Below are 22,455 nucleotides of genomic sequence, written 5' to 3'. Positions count from 1 at the left end.
GCGCAGTCGGCGGTGGCTGAGGGGTGGGGCGCGGCCGGACGTCAGCGGACGGCGGGCGGGTCCGTGGGCCGCGGGGTCGTGGTCCGGGTCGGTTGCGCGGTAGTGGTCCTCGTCGTCGGCTCGGAGGTCGCGGTCGGTTGGGAGGTCGCCGTCGGTTGGGACGTCGCGGTTGGTTGCGAAGTTGCGGTGGGTTCGGAGGTCGGCTCGGACGTGGGGGACGGCGTCGGTTCCGAGGTCGGGCTGCCGGTCGGGCTGGATTCGCTTGACGACGTCGACGTGGACGTGTCCTCCGACGTGCTCGATTCCGTCGAACTTGAGGTGGAGGTCTCCTCCGATTCCGATTCCGTGGTGGTCGGGGGCTTCGACTTCGACGTCGACGACGGTTTCGGCGGATTGCGGTGCGAGCTGGTCTTCTCCTGCTCGGGCGCCGGGCGTTCGGCGGGGTCGGGGAGAGCGGCGGAGAGCACGGCGCCGAGGGCGAGCAGCACGACGGAGATGGGCGCGATGAACCGCCAGCGCCGGTCGAGCATGGCCGCGGGAGCGTCCGGGTCGACCGCCGCGCGGCGTTCGCGGATTTCGTGCCACAGCCACCATGCGGCCGGCAGGATCGCCGCGGCGCCGAATGCCGCGCCGATGGCGATGCCGGGCAGGCCACGCACGGCGATCGCCCAGAAGAAGGCGCCGAGTCCGGCGATTGCGGCGGCGGCCGCGAGAATCATCTTCCAAGCCGGCGGCCGGGAGTAACCGGTGTCGAAGCCATCGCCGCCCCGGGCGCCGCTCGAGCGCCCATCGGTGCCCGGGTCATCTCCGCCGGGTCGCCCCGCGTCGGGGCGGCGTCCCGGATCGGTCGGGTCCTCTGGTCCCGTCACTTCCTCGCCCCCTGTCCGGTTTGCGGTGTCGCGTGGTTGTGCGGCGTCGCGTGGTCTAGCCGGGTGTTGATTGGTGTCGCCCACTCTACGGCCCGGTTCCGTGGCGGGCACCCGTCGAAGGGATTCACCCGGTCAGAGGGCCGGCCGCTGCGCGGCGGAGTTTCCGGGGCGTCGGCGGGCGGGCATCGCCCGGTCCTCTTCCATCCATTCGCGCGCGGCGCGGGCCGGGGCGTGGGCAGGTGAGGCCCACGGTTTGGCGCGATTCCGGCCCGCGTAGGTGTCCAGCGTCATCGTCGCCGAGGCGTGCCCGAGCTGCCGCTGTACCACTTGTACGCTCGCCCCGGAACCCGGCGCGCCCCGTAGTGGGGCGGCCGGGCTAAAAGCGGCGCGTTCCTGGTTACGCCCAGTCCGGGCCAAGGTCGATCACCGGCTCGATGGCGGCAAACTCAACTACAAGTTGGTGGGTGATGCCATCGCGCTCATCGGGATCGGCGTGGATGATCTCCTCGTCGGTGCTCCAGATTTCGAGGAACCGGCGCTTCAGGTCACGTGGTACCCATGCGCGTGCATCCACGAGGTCGTTGAGAAAGAGCTCGGGTGAGATTCCTCCGGTGGTTAGACCGTGGGCGCCGTAGTGAGCGGTATCGCCCACTGCGGCGTCGACCTCTTCGCAAAGCGCGTTGAAGCTATCCATCGAGTCTCACCTCCGCTACGTTGCCGTCGTTTCCCAGCGCTTGGACCCCGTCCCCTCGCTCCGAGTAGAGGTTCACTATTTGGTAGTCATACTCGCTTGACGGGGGAGCGTCGGTTACTTCCACAGCTGGGGCAATTCGCCGCCCATGGGGGTCCACGACTTCATTTCGGAGTGTTCGACCGTGGCGGCCGCGTGTGGAAACGACATCGGGATCCGCGGTGACTGCCTGTCCGCCTTGAATTCTCCTTCTCCTAATTTTCCACCGAGTGACATGGTTGAGGGGGATAGATCGATCGAGTTTGCCAACGTCCTGTTTCCATCGCAATACCGCCTTGGCGTTTACATCCGTGAGCTTTTCGCCGGATGCCGAACGCAGTTCGTTGATCAAGGCGTTAAACTCGCTCTCGCTTCCTGCCTTCCTCCAGAGCTTTTCAAGATTCCGGTTGATCTGCGGTAACTGCGAATCGTCCTTGACTTCGATGCCTGCACACCGGCAGTTATCGTGGAATCTCGCCAGGCCCACGACCGACGTATGTGAGTACGCCGCCCCCCCCGGACGCGAGCATCAGACGGGACGTGCATGCCCCGGGTTCAGGAATGCGGGCGAATCCTCTTCCCTCCTTCAAGATCGCTCGGATTTGCATTTCGTGCGCAGGCTGCGCAACGAGACGCACCAGCACTCCGTCGAGCTTTCTCTTCGCGGCTGCCATCTGCGCTGGCTCGAAGTTTCACCGGTACTGCTTCGTCGCCCAGTTGAACCCGGCGCGCGCTGCGAGCTCCGCGAGCGCATCCTCCCCGGCCCATACCCGCGTGAGTCCCCGAATGCGTCCTGACCCCCAATCCCTGAACGATTCGGCCCCGGTCGCCGTCCGAGAACGAGAGAACCCCCGCTGACCTGCCTTGAAACATGTCAGCGGGGGTGCTTCCGTTGTGCCCCCGGTGGGACTCGAACCCACACTGGACGGGTTTTGAATCCGTTGCCTCTGCCAATTGGGCTACAGGGGCGCTCCAGGCTGCTTCACCTGCGGCGCGGGCCGTCGTGAAGCAACTCGAAGAATATTAGCGCACCGGTTCCTGCTCGGAGAAACGGCGCTGCAACCAGGCCACGACGCCGACGATGGCGGCACCGAGGACGAACAGGCCCAGGGCCTTCGGCCAGTCGTCGCCGGCGGCGAGCATCGTGCCGTCGCCGTCCTGCCAGGGCCACAGGGCGCGCAGTGAACCGAGCAGCAGGCCGGCCATCGCGACGAGCGTCACCGTGTGCTTGTGCTCCAGCAGCCACTCCAGCAGCCGGACGAACAGCACGATGCCGACGAGCGCGCCCAGCATGAACGTGCCCAGATACGCGAAGTTGCGCTGATCCACCGCGGCCATGGTCGGAGCGTACAGGCCCACCACCAGCAGGAAGAACGAACCGGACACGCCCGGCAGGACCAGGGCGCAGATGGCCACCGACGCCGCCAGGAACACCATCCACAACGCCGGCTCGCCCGTGCCCGACGCCTGCGGCAACGAGGTCAGCCAGAAGGTGCCGACGGCGAAGAGCACGAACGTCGCGATGGCCTTGCCGCGCATGCCGGGCCGCTCCAGCGCACCCGGCCGGATCTCCTGGAAGGGAACGATCACCGATGCGGCGATCATGCCCATGAACAGCGCCTTCGACGCCACCGGCTGGCCGGTGACGAAGGACTCCATGATGCCGGCCAGCGAGAAGACGATGGCCACCATGCCGAAGGCCACCGGCAGCAGCAGCCACCAGTCGACCTTGCGCGCGGCGGCGCGCCAGTCGCCCTTGGTCACCATGGCCTTGGGGATCTCGGTGATGTTCTTGGCCGAGGCGATCAACCGCGGGTAGATGCCGGTGACCAGCGCGACGGTGCCGCCCGAGACGCCGGGGATCGTTTCGGCCAGGCCGATGAGACCGCCGCGCACGACGTTGGCGACGGTGCCGACGGCGGTCGGCGGACGGGGGTCGGTGTTCGTCCCCGGCGCGTCGACCGGCGCGGGCGCGCGCCCGGTGCGTCGGCCGCCGGCGGGGCGGGTGTTTTCGTTCGTATCCATCGCGACGGGATGTTACTAGGTCGCGGGCGAAAACCCGTGGTCGCTCGAACTCAGTCCTCGGGGGAGGAAACCGGGACCTCGGTCGGGGTCTCCAGAACCCGCTGGATGTGGGCGCCGTAGGACGTCACCGCCGCCGTGCCTTCCGAGGGGATGCCGCGGGCGTAGCTGACCAGGACGGCGCCCAGGCCCGTGTACATGGCCAGGGCGTACTGGCAGCGCTGCTCGGCGTCCTCGTCGCCGCTGACCGACGGGGCCTCCTTGCGGATGCGGTCGAACAGGGCGCCGCCGATGGCTTCCTGGAACTGATCGGTCACCGTCTTCACCGCGGCGGGGCTGCCGGCGGTGGCCATCAGCAGCGCGATGAGCGAGCTGGTGGAGGATCGATCACCGTTGATGGCGTCGTTCGCCAGGGTCGTGCCGATGTCCTCGAAGGGGACCTCGCAGATGAGGTCCTTCATCGAATCGAAGTCGATCAGTTCCTCGAGAAGGCCTTCCTTCGTGCGGAAGTACTTGATGATCAACGGCGCGCTGACGCCCACCTCAGTGGCGATCTCCTTGAGGGAGACCTTCGAGAACGGCTTGCGGGTGAAGTAATCCGCCGCGACCTCGATGATCCGAGCCCTGGTCGCCGCGGAGTTCTGGCGCCTGGGTCGTGACGTATCGCTTTCCATGGCCAACAGCATAAAGCCCGAGGGGGTATGGACATAGCCGGGGCACCCGAGGATCTCTGATCCGGGGGGTGTTCGGACGATGGAGGCACCCATAATGGGGGTGGGCAACCGCCGCCTCGGGGTGCGATAGCGTGTCCGTCATGTGACCATAGATCCGGAATTGTCTGGTTGGCGGGACGTTTTCTTGGGGGTAGCACCCCCGCTGCCCCCAATTTTGGGGGTCTTGTTGGGGTGGCGGCTTTTTTGGGGCGGCGGGGGTAACGAAACGCCGGTCGCCGTAACGAAGCGGGGTGGGCCGGGGATCGTGCGCGGGGCTATTCCGGTGATCGCGCGTCGCCCGCTCGGCTGCCCGCTCCGGCGCTCATCCGGCGCTCGCCCGCCGCGCGTCCTTCGCTCCGCCCGCCGTTTCCTACACTGGTCGGCATGAAACGAACCCTCATGCTCGTAGACGGCCACTCCATGGCGTTCCGCGCGTTCTTCGCGTTGCCCACGGACAACTTCTCCACCACGGGCGGGCAGTTCACCAATGCGGTGTACGGGTTCCTGTCGATGCTGTCGAACCTGCTGGCGGAGGAGAAGCCGACCCACGTCGCCGTCGCGTTCGACGTCGGGCGAAAGACGTTCCGCACGGACAAGTTTCCGGAGTACAAGGCCCAGCGCGAGAAGACGCCGGAGGAGTTCCGGGGCCAGGTGCCGCTGCTGCAGCAGGTGCTGCAGGAGATGGGCATCGTGACCCTGGAGAAGGAAAACTACGAGGCCGACGACATCATCGCGACGCTGGCCACGGAGGCGCTGCCGGAGGGTTTCGAGACGCTCATCGTCACCGGCGACCGCGACGCGCTGCAGCTGGTCAACGATTCGACGACGGTGCTCTACCCGATGCGCGGCGTGTCGACGCTGCACCGCTTCACGCCCGAGGCCGTCAAGGAGAAGTATGGCCTGACGCCGGCGCAGTACCCGGATTTCGCGGCGCTGCGCGGCGACCCGTCCGACAACCTGCCGGGCGTGCCGGGCGTGGGCGAGAAGACCGCGCAGAAGTGGATCCTCCAGTACGGCAGCCTCGCCGAGCTCATCGACCGCGTCGACGAGGTCCGCGGGAAGGTCGGCGACAACCTGCGCGAGCGGGTGGCCGCCGTGCAGATGAACCGTGACCTCACCGAGATGGTCAAGGACCTGCCCTTGCCCTACGGTCCGGGGGAGCTGGAGCTGAGGCCCGCCAACGCCCAGGGCATCGCGGACTTCTTCGACCGCCTGGAGTTCGGCGACTCGCTGCGGGACCGCGTGTACCGCACCCTGTCCGTCGAGGGCGCGGGGGTCACCGCGAGCGAGGGGCGGGCCGGAACCGAGGTGGTCGTCGAGCAGCTTGACGACGGCGCACTCGGCGCATGGCTCGATTCCCGCCGCGGTCCGGCTTCCGTCGATTTTTCCGGCGGCGAGCTGGCCATCGCGGCGCCGGATCGCACCGCCTCCGGCGACGCGAAGGGCGGAGACGATGGGGACGCGGATGCGGATGCGGACGGGGCCGGGGATGGCGCGTCGATTTCGGCCGTCATCGTCGATCCCTCGTCCCTCGTGCCCGACGACGCGTCGGCGCTGGCGGAGTGGCTGGCCGGAGATCATCCGAAGCTCGTCCACGACGCTAAGTCGACCATGCACGCCCTCTGGGGCCATGAGCTCGAGCTCGGCGGCGTCATCCACGACACCTTCCTGGCCTCCTACCTGTTGCGGCCGAGCCAGCGCAGTTACTCGCTGGACAACATCCTGCAGCGCCACCTCAACCGCACGCTGGCGCAGGCGGAGGGGCAGCTGACCCTGTTGGTCGAGCCCGGCCCCGGCAACGCCGACCGCGCCGCCGCCGTGTACGACCTCGCCGGCGCGCTGGCCGAGGAGCTCGACTCCAACGGGCTCTACGACGTCTACGCGGACATCGAGGTGCCTCTGGCGCCGGTGCTCGCACGGATGGAGCGGGCCGGGATCGCGGTGGACGTCGACAAGCTCAAGAGCCTGCGGGACGAGGCCGCCCGGGCCCAGGCGGCCGCGGAGGACGCGGCGCGCGAGATCGTCGACCGCCCGGAGCTGAACCTGGGCTCGCCGAAGCAGCTGCAGGAGGTCCTCTTCGACCAGCTGGGCATGCCGAAGACGAAGAAGACCAAGACGGGCTACTCGACGGCCGCCAAGGAGCTGGAGAACCTGGCGAAGACCAACGACCACCCGTTCCTCGAGCGGCTCATGGCGTTCCGCGAAGCGCAGAAGATGAAGTCGACCGTCGAGGGCCTGGTGAAGGCCGTCGGCGAGGACGGGCGAATCCACACGACGTTCAACCAGACCGTCGCCGCGACCGGTCGCCTGTCCTCGACCGAGCCGAACCTGCAGAACATCCCCGTGCGCACCGAGTTCGGCCGCGAGATCCGCTCGGCCTTCGTCGCCGGCGAGGGCTACGAGGGCCTGGTCACCGCCGACTACTCGCAGATCGAGATGCGCGTGATGGCGCACCTGTCGGGCGACGAGGGGCTCATCGACGCGTACCGCCGTGGCGAGGACCTGCACAATTACGTCGGCTCGAAGGTGTTCGACGTCCCCATCGACGGCGTGACGCCGGAGCTGCGCCGCCGCGTCAAGGCAATGTCCTACGGCCTGGCGTACGGCTTGTCGGCGTTCGGGCTGGCGCAGCAGCTCGACATCCCGCAGGGCGAGGCGAAGCGCCTGATGGAGGAGTATTTCGAGCGTTTCGGCGGCGTCCGCGCGTACCTCGACGGCGTGGTGGAGCGGGCGCGGAAGGACGGGTACACGGCGACGCTGTTCGACCGGCGCCGCTACCTGCCGGACCTCAACTCCGACAACCGCATGGCCCGCGACATGGCGGAGCGAGCCGCGCTGAACTCGCCGATCCAGGGCACGGCGGCGGACATCATCAAGGTCGCCATGCTCCGCGTCGACGATGCTTTGCGACGGGGCCGCGCGGCAGCCGGTGAAGCCGGGAACGGAGGGGAAGGCGGGGGAGCCGGTGCAGCCGGGGCCGGCGGCGCGCTGAAGTCCCGCGTGTTGCTGCAGGTCCACGACGAATTGGTGGTGGAGGTGGCGCCCGGCGAGCGCGAGGTCATCGAGGAGATGCTGCGCCGCGAGATGGACGCCGCCTTCGAACTGAAGGTGCCGCTGGAGGTTTCCGTCGGCGCCGGGGCGAACTGGGACGAGGCCGCGCACTAGGGGATCGCGCGCGGCCGCCGGGCGCCGAAGCCGGGGACACTCGGCACCGGCACCGGGGTCGAGCTCACGGCCGGATTTCGACCACCAGCCCCTTCAGCGGGAGGTGAACGAGGATCTCGGCGGGGCGCCCCGCCCCCGCGAGATCCAGCGCCTCGGCATAGCCCGACAGCTGCCCGATGTGGTTGTCGCGCAGGTGCCCGATGGGGTCGTCGCCGGGGTAGGTCTTGTGGTCGACGAGGATCACGCGGCCGTCGGGAAGCTCCAGCAGCTGGTCGATCCAGCCCTCGTGGACCTGCTGCGCGGCGTTGCGCCAGGCAACCGGGACCTCCGTGCGGATGGTCGCGCCGGGGAATTCGCGGCCGAGCCACTCCAGCCAGCGGGCGCCGACGTCCGCCATCGTCGCGGCGGTGACGTGCGCGCCGACGCCCCAGGCGTCGATGAGCCGCTGCGCCGCCCGCTCGCGGCGTTCCTCGCCGAGGTGCGCCAGCGGCAACCCCAGGTAACCGTGGACGGCTTCGCCGACGCGGTCCCAATGTTGCCCGCCCCCGGAGACCAGCGGGGTGCCCAGCACGGCGCGTTCGGTGACGGCGGCCCGTGATTTCTGCTCGTCGGTCGCCGCGATCGACGACGGGGCCACGCGCGCCGGCACGAGACGGTCCGTCGGCGCCGGCCCGCGCAGCCAATCGAGGCCGGGGCGGTGGCGCGAGGGGACGGCCGGGGCGGCGTCGGAGTCGTCCCACACCATCGTCTCGATGCGGGCGGGGACGACGGCTTCGGCGCCGTCGGCGTCCGTGACGATCACCGAGCCATCGCCGAGCCGCATGGACGCGGCCGTGCCCCGCACGGCATCGAAGTCGTCGTACCCCGACCGCGCGCACAGGATCGAGTGCTTGGCCGCGCGGGTGAGAGACACGTAGGCGAGGCGCCGCGCATCCTCGATGCCGGCGGCCGCGCGCTCCTTCTGCACGGGGTGCGCGGCCATCGCCTCGACGATGAGCTTCGCCTTGGCCGGCGCGGCGGGCCAGAACCGCAGGTACCGGTCGCCCAGAGGATCCTCCAGCGTCGGGGCGCCGTTCGACGCCACCCAGTGGCCGTCCGGCGTGAAGCGGTCCTTCGGCTTGGGCACGGCGACGCAGACGGCGTCCCATTCCAGGCCCTTCGCCGAGTGCATCGTGTCCACGTACACCGAATCGGCGTCGCCGCCGGTCTGCGGCGGTTCGTCGATCGCGTCGAACCAGGCGAGGAAGCCCGAAAGCGAGGTGGCCCCGCCCGCCGACCTGGTTTCGTCCTGGTATTCGCGGGCCAGGCCCGTGAAGGCGTCGAGCGTTCCCATCCGCCGCGACGGCCGCGTCCAGCCGATGATGCGGCGCCGCAGATCCAGCGCATCGATGACCTGCCGGACGCATTCCACCGGGGTGAGGTTCACCGCGGCGGCGCGCAGTTCCCGCAGCGGCGCCAGGGCGTCGTCTTCCGCCCATTCGCGCAGCAGCCCGTCGCGCGAATCCCGGGTGGTGTCCGCCGTCGTGAGCTTCTCGAACCAGGTGCCGTGCGCCGCGTGGTCGTCGCAAAGCACGATCAGTTCGACCAGCGCCCGCGTGTCCCGGTCGTCGAGCAGGAAACCCAGCGCGGCGCGGATGATCTGCCCCTCCCGCGTGGCGCGCAGGTCCGTCTTGTCGCCGGTGCAGGGGATGCCGGCCTCGGTCAGCCGGTCGACGATCGCGTCGACGTTGGCCCGCGACCGTGCCAGGACGGCGATGTCGCCCGGGGCCGTGCCCTCGGCGATGAGCGACGACACGCCCTTGACGATCGCCCCGAACCACGGTGAGTTCGAGTTGCCTCCGTCGGTGGACGGGCGCCACACGCGCACGTCGCCGCCTGCGTGCTCCCGCGCCATCGGTTCGGCGACCCGCAGGCGGACGTCGGCGTCGGGCATGGACGCCGAGAACAGCTCGTTCGTGAGTTTCAGGGGATTCTCGAAGGAACGCCAGGACCTGTCGAGCTTTTCGACGGTGCCGTGGGCGGCGAGCTCGTCGAAGGCGGCGGCCATGAGCTTCGGATCCGACCCGCGGAACCCGTAGATCGACTGCTTCGGGTCCCCGACCCAGATGACCTCGCCGGCGAGCTGCCCCAGCGCGAAGAACAGGGCCAGCTGGATGGGGTTGGTGTCCTGGAACTCGTCGACGACGAGGACCTCGTAGGTGTCGGCGATGGCCGCGCGCACCGACGCCGAGGTGCGGATGATCCGCAGCGCCAGAACCTCCTGGTCGGTGAAGTCGATGAGCCCGAGGGCCTTCTTGTGGTCGTCGTAGGCGACCAGGCACCGCGCGGCCGTGCCCAGCACCAGCCGCGTCAGCGTGGCCACGTCCGCCCGGTAGGCGGGGTTGGCGGCGATGTCCGCTGCGATGCCCTCGAAATCGGCGAATTCCGCGGCGATGGCCTTGGGGGATTTCGCGCCCGCGAGCTCGGCCCATTCGTTCCAGGTGATCCGGCCGAGGTCACCGCGCATCTTCTCCGCGAGGTCGGCGAATTTGCGGCGGCGCCCGACGGCGGCGTTGCGCTCGTCGCCGGCGTCGTGATCGATGGCGGCTTCGCATGCGGCGATGGCGTTGCGAGCCCAGTCGGGGCGATCGTCGGCCGCGGCTTCTCCGGAGATGTTGTCGAGCACGCCGATGAGTTCGTCTAGCGACGCTTCCGCATGCGCGGCGAGTTCTTCGGGTGCGATGAGATTCTGGCGGGCGGCGTCGGCGACGTCGCGGACGGTGTCCGAAAAGGACTTGCGGTTGTCGTGTTCGAAGGCATCGACGGGCCGGTCGTAGCCGGTGCGACGGAAGAGGTCGCGGTGGGTGCTTTCGGCGTCGGCGATCACCGTGTCGCAGGAGAGCTCGAAGACGCGGTTCGCGGCAACCTCGGTGAGGGTCTCCAATTCCGGTGAGAGCCCGGCGTCGATGGCGAAGTCGCGCACCAGCGTCGCAGACACCGAATTGACGGTGCCGACCAGCGCGGAGCCGATGGCCTGCGCTTCGGCGATCTGCCCGCGGTCGATCAGCTTGGAGCGGATGCGCTCGGAGAGTTCCCCGGCCGCCTTGGTGGTGAAGGTGGTGGCGATGATCGCCGACGGCGACAGCCCGCGTTCGATCCTGTCGGCGAGCTTGTCGGTGATGGTCCAGGTCTTGCCGGTGCCGGCGCTCGCGGTGATGATGGTCGATTTCATGGTGCCCGTCTGCTTCATGGTGCTCGTCTGTTTCCGGTCGCTCATGACGGATCGGCCTCGATCCCGGTGATGATCCCGTAGTCCACGTACTTTGCGTTGTCCGCGGGCAGGTGCCGGTCGTTCATGTCGGCGGCGTCGGCGGCCATTTCGGACCGTTTCCGGATTTCACGGTCAATCCCGTTCGCCCCGATGAGGATCGCGTTGCCTTCGTCCCTGACCTCGCCGGCGAACATGATCTCCGACAGCGCGTCCTCGACGGAGGCGATCGCGCGCCGCCACAGGGTGTCCGGATCGACGGCGGCGGGTGCGGCCGCCGGGCCGCCGAGCTGGGGGTCGGTCGAATCGAAGCGCCCGTACTTGAGCTCGAAGTAGGCGGTGACGACGCCGGCCAGGGGCATCTCGTCCGCGACCGACCACGCGTAGGCGGCCAGCTGCAGGGACCGGCCGCGCTCGATCAGATCGCGGTACTTGCGGCGGCTGACCGAGTACTTCATGTCGATGACCACGGTGCGCCCGTCGGAGGTTTCCGCGTCGAGGTCGCGGAAGCCGTGCATCTTCACGGAGTGCTCGTGGACGGCCGCGCCGTCGGACCCGGGGTCCCGCAGCGTCAGCGTGAGCGCACGTTCGATGGGCGCCTCGGCGGCGACGACGGTCATCCCGCCGCGCCGGAGGGTGCCGAAAAGCTCCGTGATGTTCTCCAGCGCCTCGGTCTCCACCTGCTGCCGCAGCCGCGCGTTGCCGGGGAGATCGAGTTCCGAGGCGTAATGGGGGAGCAGCTCGTCGAAACAGGAACGCACGACGTCGCCTCGGCAGCCGTCGAGGCCGTCTTCCACGATCTTCTCGATGATCGCGTGCAGGAACGAGCCGATCATCCGGTTGCCGGTCGGGATCTCCGTCAACCATCCGCCGCGGATGCGCAGCGGGTACGCCAGCAACCATTCGAGGCGATGGATCAGCAGCTTCTCCAGCTGCGTATAGGACAACGAGGTCGGCAGCAGATGAGTGCCCGGTGGCACGGTGCGGACCATCGCCGCCTGCTCGATCGCCTCGGCATCGGGGACGAACGGATCATCCACGCGCAACGGCAGGATGGCGTCGCCGAACCGCCAGGTCCCGTCGGTGACCAGCTCCCGCGCCGTGAATTCCGCGGGGCGGCCACCGGAACCGTCCACGTGGTGCGCGGCGAAGGCGAGCGCGGGGTGACGGCTGGTCGCGGCACCGTCGATGACCGACGGGACGATGGCGACGACGTCGCCCGCCCGGCACAGGCCGGCGAGTTCGGCGCCGGCGGTCAACCGCGCGACCTCCCCGGGGTCGGGGACCCGGATCCCGGCGTCGGCGAGCACCCGCACCTCCTCCGGCGTCCAGATGCGGCGATGCACCCGGCCATCGTCGACGGCGCCCCACCAGAGCACCGGGCCGCGGCCTCCCAGCAGCGCGGGCGACGGCAGCCTCGGGTGTTCGGAAGCTTCGGCGCCCGCCAGGGGAGACGCCTGCATGGCGCCGCAGTCGTCGATGATCCGCTGCAGTTCCCGCTCTCCGACGGCCTCGCTCTGCCCCAGGACTTCGATCGCGGCGGAGACCGACCGTGCCGCCGCCAAGAGCTCGGGCGCCCGCATGTGCGCGCCCATCTTCCGCAGCCGCTTCTCCAGCCAGTCCAGTGGCCCGACGATGTCTTCCGAACGGCAGTTCCCGCCGTCGAACTCGACGCGCGACGTGCGGAAGAAGGCGTCCAGCGATGCGATGATTTCCCGGTTTCGCACCGCACGGTCAGAATCCCCGTCGGACTCCGCGTCCGCCGCGATGGTCTCTTCGATCTCCTCCAACGCCGCCATCCACGCGGGGCCGCCCACCCCCGGTTGCGCGGCGAGCGCGGAGAGCAGCGGGCGGCGGATCGCGGCGGGCACGACCCCGATGTGGGTCACCGCCCCGGACTGGGAGTCCCTGCTGGTCAGGCCCATGTCCAGGAACGCGGCGATCGCGTGGACGTCGATGGGGCCCGTGATGGCCGCGAGGAACAGGGGCAGCACCTGGGCCGTCGCACGTTGATCGGATGTTTCGAGGGCGCCCAGGCGGGGCATGCCGCGGCGGGCGAGCTCCTGATCGAGGATCTCCGTGTGGTGCGTGGCCACCAGCGCCGTACCCGGGGCAGTCGCGAGGATCCGCGCCGCGGCCTCCGCAGCCTCCCATTCCGTCGGCGCCGTGACCACGCGAAGCCGCTCCAGAACCGTGGGGGCGGGCTCTTCCGCGACGTCGACGCCGAGCGCCGCCATGTCGTCGATGATTTCCGGCCACGGGGCGGGGAGCTCGGCCTTGGCTCCGAGGACGGTCAGCCGGTCGATGCCCAGCGGCCATCCGTCCCCGGCGGCCACGATCTCGCGCAGCATCGCCGCCGCGTCCCTCAACGCGTCGGCCGCTCCCGGAGCGTCGAAAAGCCCTTCGGCCTCCGCGAGATCGGCCAGGCGGGGAGTGGCGCCGGGCACCGGCGAGCCGTCCCAGCCGGCGGCGACGAGCTCATCGCGCCACGCGAGCATCTTCTTGGCCACCGCCCACGCGTCGAGATCGAATGACCCGCCGCACCATCGCCGCGGCGCCTGCGCCAGCGCCGCGCGGTAGGCGGCGATGCGCAGGGGCCTGTCGAGCACGAATCCGGTCACCCCCAGCCGCGTGCCCAGAATCGCGGCCAACCCCGCCGGCCCGACCACCGCGCGCCCCAGCGACGCGCCCGAACCGTCCCCGCGGCCGGCGCCTTCCCATGCGGCGCCGTCGAGGCCCCAACCGAAAGTGATCTCCATGGCGCCCATGCTAGGAAACCTCCCGGATCGCCGCCGCCCGCCGTTCGAACACCGGTGCCAGGGGCCGGCCCGCACCGCGGCGAGCCAGCCGCGGCGGCGGGAAAGCGCGGCTAGCCCGACAGCCGGGACACGAAGATGGCCGTGCCGGGAATCACCGCGCCGCGCAACGGCGACCATTGGCCCCATTCGACGTCGAGGTCATCGGGCCATTCCGGCTCGATGAGGTCCTCCAGCACGAAGCCCGCGGCGGCCAGCTCGCGCACGCGGTCGCCCATGGTCCGGTGGTGCTCGACGTAGATCGCGCGGCCGTCGTCGTCGCGTTCGACGTAGGCGTCGCGGTGGAAATAGGGGATGCCCGCCTTCAGGCCCGCCGGGCCGGGATCGTCGGGGAAGCACCAGCGCATCGGGTGCGTCACCGAAAACACGAACCGCCCGCCCGGCCGCAGCACGCGGGCGACGCCCCTCATCAGCGCGGCCGAATCCGCCGCGAACGGAATCGCGCCGAAGACGGAGAAGACGATGTCGAACGAATCCTCCGCGAACGGCATCGCCGCGGCATCGGCGTGCACGAGGTTGACGCCGGTGACCTCCCGGGCGTCCTTTTTGCTTTGCGACGAGCCGGCCCCGCTTTGCGACGAGCCCGCCGCGTCGACGCCGTGGGCGAGCATATTCATGGACACGTCGAACGCCGTCAGCGACTTCGGCGGGCGGTGCCGGGCCAGCCACCGGGAACACGGTGCGGAACCGCAGCCGATCTCGAGGACGTCGGAACCGGCCAGTTCGCCGGCGTCGCCGAGCAGGCGGGCGTCCTCCTCGCGGAGCATTTCGGGGCACCAGACGAAGTCCCCCTCCGGGCGCCCTTCGCCCAGGTACAGCGGATGTTCGAGGTGGTAGTCGACGGCATCGCCGTCCCACCAGGAACGGTTCGCCCTGGCGGATTCGACGTCGTCGACGGGGCCGTAACCTGCGAAGTGAGACATGCGCCGAGTCTAGGCGCGATGCCCCACTGGCCGCGGCCCGCGGATAACGCGGTTCCCCGTGGCGTCCCACCTGCGGCGGGACTTGATTTGGCGCTGGTGGCGGCGTATCGTGTTCGCGGTATGCGTGCGCGACCCGTGCACGCGTGCCGATCCGGCACCTTCACCTACCGCCCACCAGGGCTTACGTGCGCGTCCCGGACCGACCCTGTCCAACTCGATTTCTATCCGCTTCGGAGCAACTTGCATATGCCCACCTCCAACACCCCTCAGGTCGCCGTCAACGACATCGGCACCGCTGAGGACTTCCTCGCCGCCGTCGACTCCACGATCAAGTACTTCAACGATGGCGACATCGTCGAGGGCACCGTCGTCAAGGTCGACCGCGACGAGGTCCTGCTCGACATCGGCTACAAGACGGAAGGCGTCATCCCCTCCCGTGAGCTGTCCATCAAGCACGATGTCGACCCCGACGAGGTGGTCGAGGTCGGTGACGAGATCGACGCCCTGGTCCTCACCAAGGAGGACAAGGAAGGCCGCCTGATCCTGTCCAAGAAGCGCGCCCAGTACGAGCGCGCCTGGGGCACCATCGAGGATCTCAAGGAGAAGGACGAGCCGGTCACCGGCACCGTCATCGAGGTCGTCAAGGGCGGCCTGATCCTGGACATCGGCCTGCGCGGCTTCCTGCCGGCGTCGCTGGTGGAGATGCGCCGCGTCCGCGACCTGCAGCCGTACATCGGCCAGGAGCTCGAGGCGAAGATCATCGAGCTGGACAAGAACCGCAACAACGTGGTCCTGTCCCGCCGCGCGTGGCTCGAGCAGACCCAGTCCGAGGTCCGTTCCGAGTTCCTGCACCAGCTGCAGAAGGGCCAGGTCCGCAAGGGCGTCGTGTCCTCCATCGTCAACTTCGGCGCCTTCGTCGATCTCGGCGGCGTCGACGGCCTGGTGCACGTTTCCGAGCTGTCCTGGAAGCACATCGACCACCCGTCCGAGGTCGTCCAGGTGGGCGACGAGGTCACCGTCGAGGTTCTCGAGGTCGACCTGAACCGCGAGCGCGTCTCCCTGTCGCTGAAGGCGACCCAGGAGGATCCGTGGCGCGTGTTCGCCCGCACCCACGCCATCGGCCAGATCGTCCCGGGCAAGGTCACCAAGCTGGTGCCGTTCGGCGCGTTCGTCCGCGTCGAGGAGGGCATCGAGGGCCTGGTCCACATCTCCGAGCTGGCCGAGCGCCACGTGGACGTACCGGACCAGATCGTCACCGTCGGCGAGGAGGCCATGGTCAAGGTCATCGACATCGACCTGGACCGCCGCCGCATCTCCCTGTCGCTCAAGCAGGCCGACGAGGACTTCACCGAGGAGTTCGACCCGACCAAGTACGGCATGGGCGATTCCTACGACGAGCAGGGCAACTACATCTTCCCGGAGGGCTTCGACGCGGAGACCAACGAGTGGATGGAGGGCTTCGAGACCCAGCGCGCCGAGTGGGAGGCCCGCTACGCCGAGGCGGAGCGCCACCACCAGATGCACGCCGCCCAGATCGAGCGTCACCGCGCGCAGGCCGCCGAGGCCGCCGCGACCCCGTCGAACTACTCGTCCGAGACCACGGAGGACGCCCCGGCGGCCGCCGAGGCTCCGGCCGAGTCCGGCGGCACCCTCGCCTCCGACGAGCAGCTGGCCGCCCTGCGCGCCCGCCTGTCCGGCAACTGAGCGAACTGACGGTCGCGGCAGCCGGTTGATCCGGCGGCCATGACCGCGAGGCCCCGGCCCGCCCCTTTTCACGAAGGGGCGGGCCGGGGCCTTTTCTCGTCTTCGCTTTACGGAAATGTGAAATGCGTTGCAAGCGGCGGGAAATGGCGGGGCTTCGCGGCGCGGGCCCACGCGATGGCCTATGGTTGGCCCATGCTGAAAGTTGGATTGACCGGAGGAATGGGCAGCGGCAAGTCGTCCGTGGCCCGGCGACTGCGCGAGCTCGGCTGCGTCATCATCGACGCCGATGCCATTGCCCGCGAGATCGTCGAACCCGGTCAGCCGGCGCTGCGGGAGCTGGTCGAAGCGTTCGGCCGCGACATCCTCGATGCCGATGGCCGCCTGCTGCGCAGCAGGCTGGCCAATCGCGCGTTCACGTCGAAGGAGAAGACGGCGACGCTCAACGCGATCACCCATCCGCGCATCAGGGACCGCACGGCGGAACGATTCGCCGAAGCGGGGCCGAAGGACATCGTCGTCCACGACATGCCCCTGCTCGTGGAGAACGACCTCGCGGCGGACCACCACATCGTCATCGTCGTGCACGCGCCCGTCGACGTGCGCGTGAAGCGGCTGGTGGAGGGGCGAGGGGTGGCGGAAGCTGATGCGCGCCGCCGCATCGCCGCGCAGATCTCCGACGAGGAGCGCCTGGCCGCCGCCGACGCGGTGATCGACAATTCGGGAACCGAGCGCGCGCTGATCACGCAGGTCGACAAGATCTGGCGCACGCGGCTCGTGCCGATGTCCGGGGTCGCCGGTCTCGCGGAGCCGCAGCCGGTGCGGCCGTCGGGGCGCATCGATCGGGAAGTGGCGCGCGTGACCCGGCAGTTCGGCGTCGGCGTCGTCGGATCGGTGCTCAGCGGAAATCGGCTGGTGCTGACGGTCGACGGCGAGCCGGAGATCGGCGATGCGCCGTGGCGGCGCGTCGGCACGCATTGGGAGAGCCTCGACCCGGGCAACCCCGTGACCCTGGTCCGCCAGAAGACCCCGGACTTCGACGAGCGCGTCGCAGACGCCTGACCCGGGCGGTCCGCCACCGCGGCTCCGCGACGCGGCTTCACGACGCGGCTTCACGACGCGGCTTCACGACGCGGCGATGTCGATCAGTTCCCGCGCCACCCGTCCGGGTCCGCCGGTGCCGCGCCACACCGCGCGGATGCTGCGGGACAGGTCGAGGCGCGGGTCGACGTCGACGGCCACCAGGTCGCCGCGGGACAGGGCATCGGCGACGGCAAGTTCGCTGAGCACCCCGGGTTCGCCGCCGGCCCGCACCGTCGCGGCGACGGCGGCGTTGCTGCCCAATTCGACGGCGGGCGGCACCGGATGCCAGGGGGCCAGCGCCCGGTCGTAGAAGGCCCTGGTCCCCGAACCCGGCTCGCGCAGGGCGAGGGGAGTGGCGGCCAGTTCCTCGGCGGTGACGGGCCCGTGGTCCCGGCCGCCGGGGCCCGGCTCGTGATCCGCCGCATGCCGCCCGCGCTTCGCCCACGGGTGATCGGGCGAGACGACGATGACCAAATGGTCGTCGGCGACGACGGTGCCGTGGAGGTCCTTCCGCGCCAGCGGCGTCTCCACGAACCCGATGTCGCAGGTGCCGGCGACGACTTCGTCGAACACCCGCTCCGAATTGCGCACGCGGAGCCCGACGTCGGCGCCGGGGTGGCGGCCGCGGTACGTGGCCAACCAGCCGGGCATGAGGTGCTCGGCGACCGTCATGCTCGCCGACACCCGCAGCGGGGCGGACTCGTCCGCGGTGAGCAGGCCGATGTCGTGGTGGAATGCGTCGACGGCGTCGAAAAGCGGCGCCGCCGCGGCGAGCACGGAGCGGCCCAGGGGAGTCGGCGCCGAGCCGCGCGGCCCCCGTTCGATCAGATCGGCACCGAGCTCGCGCTCGAAGGAGGCGATGGTGCGGCTGGCGTTGGGCTGAGCCATGCCCATCGCCCGCGCGGCCGCGCCCAGCCCGCCGAGCTCGTCGATCGCCGCGAGCAGGCGCAGGGCGGTCAGATGCAGTGGCCGGGCCATGCGGGACGACGCGTGCCGCTCATGGCGCGCAGGCGGGAGTGACGGTGGGTCGGGCGGGCCGTCCGCCGGGGACTGCGATCCCGCGCCGGGGCGGGGTGACCGGGTGCTCATATCAAAAGCGTATGTGCTGACACGCCATTCGCGTCTACCGGGGTCGCTCCGAGTGACGGAAACTGGTCGGGTGAACGTGAAGAAGAATGCTCCAGGACTCCTGCTCGCCGCCGCGGGCGTCGCCGTGGCCTACGCGGTGGCCGCGCCTTTCGCCGTGCTCAGCCCCATGGTCGTGGCGATCCTGCTCGGCGTCGTCGTCGGCAACGCGGTCCGGCTCCCCGCATCGGTGGAGCCGGGCCTGGCCATCGCGGCGAAGCGCGTGCTGCGCATCGGCATCGTCCTGCTCGGGTTGCGGCTGTCGCTCCACGACGTCGCCGATCTGGGCCCGGGGATGATCCTCACCGTCATCGCCGTGGTGTTCGGCGGCACCCTCGCCGGCATCGCCACAGGTGCGGCGCTGGGCATCGACCGGCCGCTGCGGCTGCTGGTGGCGTGCGGATTCTCGATCTGCGGCGCCGCGGCCGTCGCCGCCCTGGCCGGCGTGCTCGGCGGAAACGAGGCTCCGGCGGAGGACGGCCGGCCGCGCAGGTCCGGCCTCCAGGAATCGGTGGTCACCGCCGTCGCGCTGGTGGTCATCTTCGGCACGCTGATGATCGCCCTGGTCCCCGCCCTCGGGCACCTCTTCGGGCTGTCCGACATGGACACCGGCATGTGGGCCGGCGCGTCCGTCCACGAGGTCGCCCAGGTCGTCGCCATCGGCGGGTCCGTCGGCGGGGCCGCGCTGGGGGCGGCGGTCGTCATCAAGCTCGGGCGCGTGCTCATGTTGGCCCCCGTCATGGCGATCATCTCGGTCGTGGAGCGCCGCAGGATCCGGGACGCCCACGGGGAGGCCGGAGACGTGTCGTTGCCGCCGATCATCCCGCTGTTCGTCGCGGGCTTCCTGGCCATGGTCCTGGTGCGGTCGACGGGGCTCGTGCCGCAGGGGGTCATCGACGTCGCCGGCGTCGCCGAGCAGCTGCTCCTGGGGGCCGCGATGTTCGCGTTGGGCATCGGCGTCCAGTTCTCCCTCATCCGGAAGGTGGGCGCGGCGCCGTTCATCATGGCGGCCCTGACCACCGTCGTCGTCGCGGTGATCGGCCTGGGCGGGGTCCTCATCGCCGGATGATCGGCGCACGCCGCCGTTAGTTGAAAACCGTTTGCAATAAATGGTCTAATGCCCCCATGACCAAAACCAAGATCGCGGTCGGCGCCCTCGCCGCCGCTTCTCTGTTCTTCACGGCCTGCTCCTCCGACGGCGCGAACGGCTCGGCGGGGGAGACGGCGACCTCGCCCGCCGACGGCGACGCCCGGACCCCGGCCGTGACCACCGCCACGACCGCCGCCGACGCCTCCGAGACCCGCGGTGCCGTACCCCGGCTCGCCATCAGCCACGACGGCGGCGTCATGGTGCTCGACGCCGGAAACCCCGAAAAGGGCGAGAAGCCGAAGGTGCTCTCCGATCTGCCCGCCGAGGGGTACCTGCGCCTCAACCACGCCGGCGACGGCCGCCACGTCTTCGTGTCCTCCGACAAGGCTTTCCGCGCGCTGGATCTGGGCTCGTACTCCAAGCCGCACGGTGACCACTCCCACCACTACGCGGGCGATCCCGTCTTCACCGGTTTCGAGGTCGCCGCGAGCAAGCCGGGCCACGTCGTCGCGGGTGACGGCAAGGCGGTGCTTTTCGACGACGAGACCGGCGACGTGACCACCCTGCGCCTGATGGGGATGGACGCCGTGGACCACTTCCGCGTCCCCGCCCACCATGGCATCGCGGTGCTAGGCGGCGATGGGACGTACATGGTCACCGTCGCCGACGCCGACGGCAAGCGCACCGGCGTCGCCCAGGTCGATGCCGACGGCAAGGAACTCAAGCGCTTCGAGCAGTGCCCGGGCGCCCACGGCGCCGAGGAGTCCGCGGCGGGCGTCTTCGTCGGCTGCGCCGACGGCGGCCTGGTGTACAAGGACGGCGAGGTCAAGAAAGTCACGTCGCCGGACGAGTACGGGCGCATCGGCAACCAGGCCGGATCGCCGAAGTCGAAGTACGTGCTCGGCGACTACAAGTCGGACAAGAAGGCCGCGGACGAGGAGAAGCTGGAGCGCCCGGAGAAGGTCTCCGTGATCAACGCCGAAACCGGCGACCTGAAGCTCGTGGATCTGGGCACCTCCTACACCTTCCGTTCGCTCGGCATGAACGACGACGGTCTCGGCGTGGTGCTGGGCACCGACGGCAAGCTGCACCTCATCGACACCGAGAAGGCGAAGGTGGTCAAGACCATCGACGTCATCGGCGAGTGGAAGGAATCCGAGGAGTGGCAGGACCCCCGTCCCGCGCTGGCCGTGCAGGGCGACGTCGCCTACGTGACCGATCCGGCGACCAAGAAGGTCCACGTCGTCGATCTCAAGGGCGAGAACAAGACGCTGACCGCCGATCTGCCCGAAACCCCCGACGAGATCCTGGCCACGAAGGGCTGAGTGCGGGGCTCCGGTGGTGGCCGGCCCGGAACTCGGTACCCTGGGGGGCATGAATCTTCACCCCCTGATCGCCGAGTACGAGTTCCTCGTCGGCACGTGGAAGGGCCCCGGCAGGGGCCATTACCCGACCATCGACTCGTTCCGGTACAACGAAACCCTCACCTTCGGAGCCGTTCCGGGCAAGCCCTTCCTGCGCTATGAGCAGAAGACCGCCGGCGCCGAGAACCAGCCCATGCACACCGAATCCGGCTTCTTCCGGCCCATCGGCGATGGCCGCGTCGAGTTCACCCTGGCCCAGCCCACCGGCCAGACCGAGGTGCTCGAGGGCACCGTCGAGGCTGGCGACGACGGCGAGCTGACCATCGTCATGGACCGGTCGACCGTGGTGAATTCCGGCACCGCCAAGCAGGTCGACGCGACCGCCCGCACCTGGGTGGTCAACGCCGACCGCACCGAGCTGATCACCGAATTCGGCATGGCCGCGGTCGGCGAGCCGATGCAGCAGCACCTGGTCAGCGAATTGGCCAAGCAGTAGACGCGGAGCACGCGGAACGGCGGGCGGCACCCCGGGGTGGGTGCGCCCGCCGTCTTCGCGTTCGGGTCGGGCCCGGTCAGGCCTTTGCCGCCGCGCGGCCCGATTCGGCGGCCTCGAAGGAATCCGGGATGCGGACGTTGGCTTCGAGGACCTCGCGGTGCCGTGCGGTGTCGTCGTAAAGCTCGTCCTTCAGGGGATTGAGCTTGCGGACGATGATCGTGCGCAGCTGCCAGACGAAGACCGCGACGTTGGCGACCAGCGCCACGAGGGACACCGCGAACAGCGCGCGGGGATCGTTCGACGACTGCACCGCGAAGGCGGAGTCCGTGACGAACGCCGGCACGGCCATGGTGAACATCATCCACAGCGCCAGCGTGGACGCGCGATGCTGCAGCCAGGCGCCCTTCTTGATGAAGAAGGCGGGGATGGTGCACGAGATCAGCAGCGCCGCACCGGCGTAGAAGGAATGGTCGCCGACGCAGTTGTAGACGTAGGCGAAGTTCCACAGGTCGTAGGCGATGATCCAGAACCACATCATGTCCGGCCACACCATGTCGCGCGACGGCGCCCGGGAGATGATGATGCCCGCCCAGCCGCAGATGGTGATCAGGTTCAGCAGGCCGGCGACGCCGTTCATCCAGTTCCAGCTGCCGGAGATCATGCGCACGCCGTCGACGACGCCGTCGACGTTCATCGCGCCGACCTGGAAGTCGCGGATGCACGCCTCGAGGATGTTCAGGGCGAGGATGGCCGGCGGGAAAGCCAGCGCCCACTTGTTGGCGGCCAGCTTCGGGTGGTACCGCAGCGCCATGAAGCCGAGGACGCCGGCCAGCGCCGAGTAGACCTTGACCCAGTGGAACCAGGAGCCGGTCGAGGACCCGGCGCCGGCGGTCGTCGGCCACACGAAGATGGTCAGGATGATCGGCAGGGCGATGAACATCGCCCACGCCGCGCCGCGCCACCGGCGGGTGATTTCGTTGAGCCCGATCAGCGCGCCGAGGACCGCGAACCACGCGACCCACGCGTACCAGGGAACCGATTCGAACAGGAACATTGGGGAAGACCCTCCGTGCGGGCGCGTCCCCCGGCCATCGCCGTTCGATGGCCGAAC

The 22,455-nt window shown here is 69.7% G+C and carries 15 protein-coding genes and 1 tRNA gene; 7 read left to right on the top strand and 9 right to left on the bottom strand.

Annotation, left to right across the window (positions count from 1 at the left end; translation table 11 throughout):
• Window positions 1-102 precede the first annotated feature (102 nt).
• The gene (locus CHAN_RS07885; protein WP_290288329.1) at window positions 103-744 is read left to right on the top strand and encodes a hypothetical protein; all 642 of its coding nucleotides are present in this window, start codon (window positions 103-105) and stop codon (window positions 742-744) included.
• Window positions 745-1,266: 522 nt separating this feature from the next.
• Here the strand turns inward: CHAN_RS07885 and CHAN_RS07880 are convergent.
• The 4 genes from CHAN_RS07880 to CHAN_RS07865 all read right to left on the bottom strand — a co-directional run bounded on the left by CHAN_RS07880 (window position 1,267) and on the right by CHAN_RS07865 (window position 4,295).
• Window positions 1,267-1,563: a hypothetical protein gene (locus CHAN_RS07880; protein ID WP_290288326.1), complete on the bottom strand. Its 297-nt coding sequence runs from the start codon at window positions 1,561-1,563 to the stop codon at window positions 1,267-1,269.
• Window positions 1,564-2,494: 931 nt separating this feature from the next.
• Window positions 2,495-2,568 (bottom strand) — tRNA-Leu (locus CHAN_RS07875).
• Window positions 2,569-2,622: 54 nt separating this feature from the next.
• A complete protein-coding gene (locus CHAN_RS07870) occupies window positions 2,623-3,624 on the bottom strand; it encodes a DUF368 domain-containing protein (RefSeq protein ID WP_290288324.1) in 1,002 nt (333 codons plus the stop codon).
• 50 nt (window positions 3,625-3,674) lie between these two features.
• The gene (locus CHAN_RS07865; protein WP_161799961.1) at window positions 3,675-4,295 is read right to left on the bottom strand and encodes a TetR/AcrR family transcriptional regulator; all 621 of its coding nucleotides are present in this window, start codon (window positions 4,293-4,295) and stop codon (window positions 3,675-3,677) included.
• A gap of 438 nt (window positions 4,296-4,733) precedes the next feature.
• Here CHAN_RS07865 and polA point away from each other — a divergent pair, with 438 nt between their 5' ends.
• Window positions 4,734-7,499 (top strand): DNA polymerase I, encoded by a 2,766-nt coding sequence (gene polA / locus CHAN_RS07860; RefSeq protein ID WP_377748475.1) that lies wholly within the window; start codon window positions 4,734-4,736, stop codon window positions 7,497-7,499.
• Between the two features lie 64 nt (window positions 7,500-7,563).
• Here polA and CHAN_RS07855 read toward each other — a convergent pair whose 3' ends face one another.
• The 3 genes from CHAN_RS07855 to CHAN_RS07845 all read right to left on the bottom strand — a co-directional run bounded on the left by CHAN_RS07855 (window position 7,564) and on the right by CHAN_RS07845 (window position 14,485).
• Window positions 7,564-10,755: a UvrD-helicase domain-containing protein gene (locus tag CHAN_RS07855; RefSeq protein WP_290288316.1), complete on the bottom strand. Its 3,192-nt coding sequence runs from the start codon at window positions 10,753-10,755 to the stop codon at window positions 7,564-7,566.
• Window positions 10,752-13,505: a PD-(D/E)XK nuclease family protein gene (locus tag CHAN_RS07850; RefSeq protein ID WP_290288314.1), complete on the bottom strand. Its 2,754-nt coding sequence runs from the start codon at window positions 13,503-13,505 to the stop codon at window positions 10,752-10,754. The genes CHAN_RS07855 and CHAN_RS07850 overlap by 4 nt, the downstream gene beginning before the upstream one ends.
• A 110-nt stretch (window positions 13,506-13,615) precedes the next feature.
• Window positions 13,616-14,485: a class I SAM-dependent methyltransferase gene (locus CHAN_RS07845; protein ID WP_290288312.1), complete on the bottom strand. Its 870-nt coding sequence runs from the start codon at window positions 14,483-14,485 to the stop codon at window positions 13,616-13,618.
• Window positions 14,486-14,731: 246 nt separating this feature from the next.
• On the opposite strand from CHAN_RS07845, the gene rpsA reads away from it, so the two are divergent.
• Window positions 14,732-16,189: a 30S ribosomal protein S1 gene (gene rpsA / locus CHAN_RS07840; protein WP_048744291.1), complete on the top strand. Its 1,458-nt coding sequence runs from the start codon at window positions 14,732-14,734 to the stop codon at window positions 16,187-16,189.
• A gap of 192 nt (window positions 16,190-16,381) precedes the next feature.
• Window positions 16,382-17,248: a dephospho-CoA kinase gene (coaE, locus tag CHAN_RS07835; RefSeq protein WP_290288307.1), complete on the top strand. Its 867-nt coding sequence runs from the start codon at window positions 16,382-16,384 to the stop codon at window positions 17,246-17,248.
• 63 nt (window positions 17,249-17,311) lie between these two features.
• Here the strand turns inward: coaE and CHAN_RS07830 are convergent, their stop codons facing one another.
• Entirely contained in the window at window positions 17,312-18,247 is a 936-nt protein-coding gene (locus CHAN_RS07830; protein ID WP_048744289.1) for a LysR substrate-binding domain-containing protein, read from the bottom strand.
• Window positions 18,248-18,428: 181 nt separating this feature from the next.
• Between CHAN_RS07830 and CHAN_RS07825 the strand changes: the two genes are divergently transcribed.
• The 3 genes from CHAN_RS07825 to CHAN_RS07815 are packed head-to-tail and all read left to right on the top strand — an operon-like array spanning window position 18,429 to window position 21,344.
• On the top strand, window positions 18,429-19,463 hold the full coding sequence (locus CHAN_RS07825) for a YeiH family protein (RefSeq protein ID WP_290288302.1): 1,035 nt from the start codon (window positions 18,429-18,431) through the stop codon (window positions 19,461-19,463).
• A 56-nt stretch (window positions 19,464-19,519) separates the two neighbouring features.
• A complete protein-coding gene (locus CHAN_RS07820; protein ID WP_290288298.1) occupies window positions 19,520-20,809 on the top strand; it encodes a hypothetical protein in 1,290 nt (429 codons plus the stop codon).
• Between the two features lie 49 nt (window positions 20,810-20,858).
• Window positions 20,859-21,344, top strand: coding sequence for a heme-binding beta-barrel domain-containing protein (locus CHAN_RS07815; protein ID WP_290288296.1), 486 nt, complete (start codon window positions 20,859-20,861; stop codon window positions 21,342-21,344).
• Window positions 21,345-21,420: 76 nt separating this feature from the next.
• On the opposite strand, the gene CHAN_RS07810 is transcribed toward CHAN_RS07815, so the two are convergent.
• A complete protein-coding gene (locus tag CHAN_RS07810; protein ID WP_290288294.1) occupies window positions 21,421-22,398 on the bottom strand; it encodes a DUF5692 family protein in 978 nt (325 codons plus the stop codon).
• Window positions 22,399-22,455 lie beyond the last annotated feature (57 nt).

The organism is Corynebacterium hansenii, from assembly GCF_030408795.1.
Taxonomy (GTDB): Bacteria; Actinomycetota; Actinomycetes; order Mycobacteriales; family Mycobacteriaceae; genus Corynebacterium; species Corynebacterium hansenii.
This window is presented reverse-complemented; position numbering and strand designations above follow the sequence as displayed.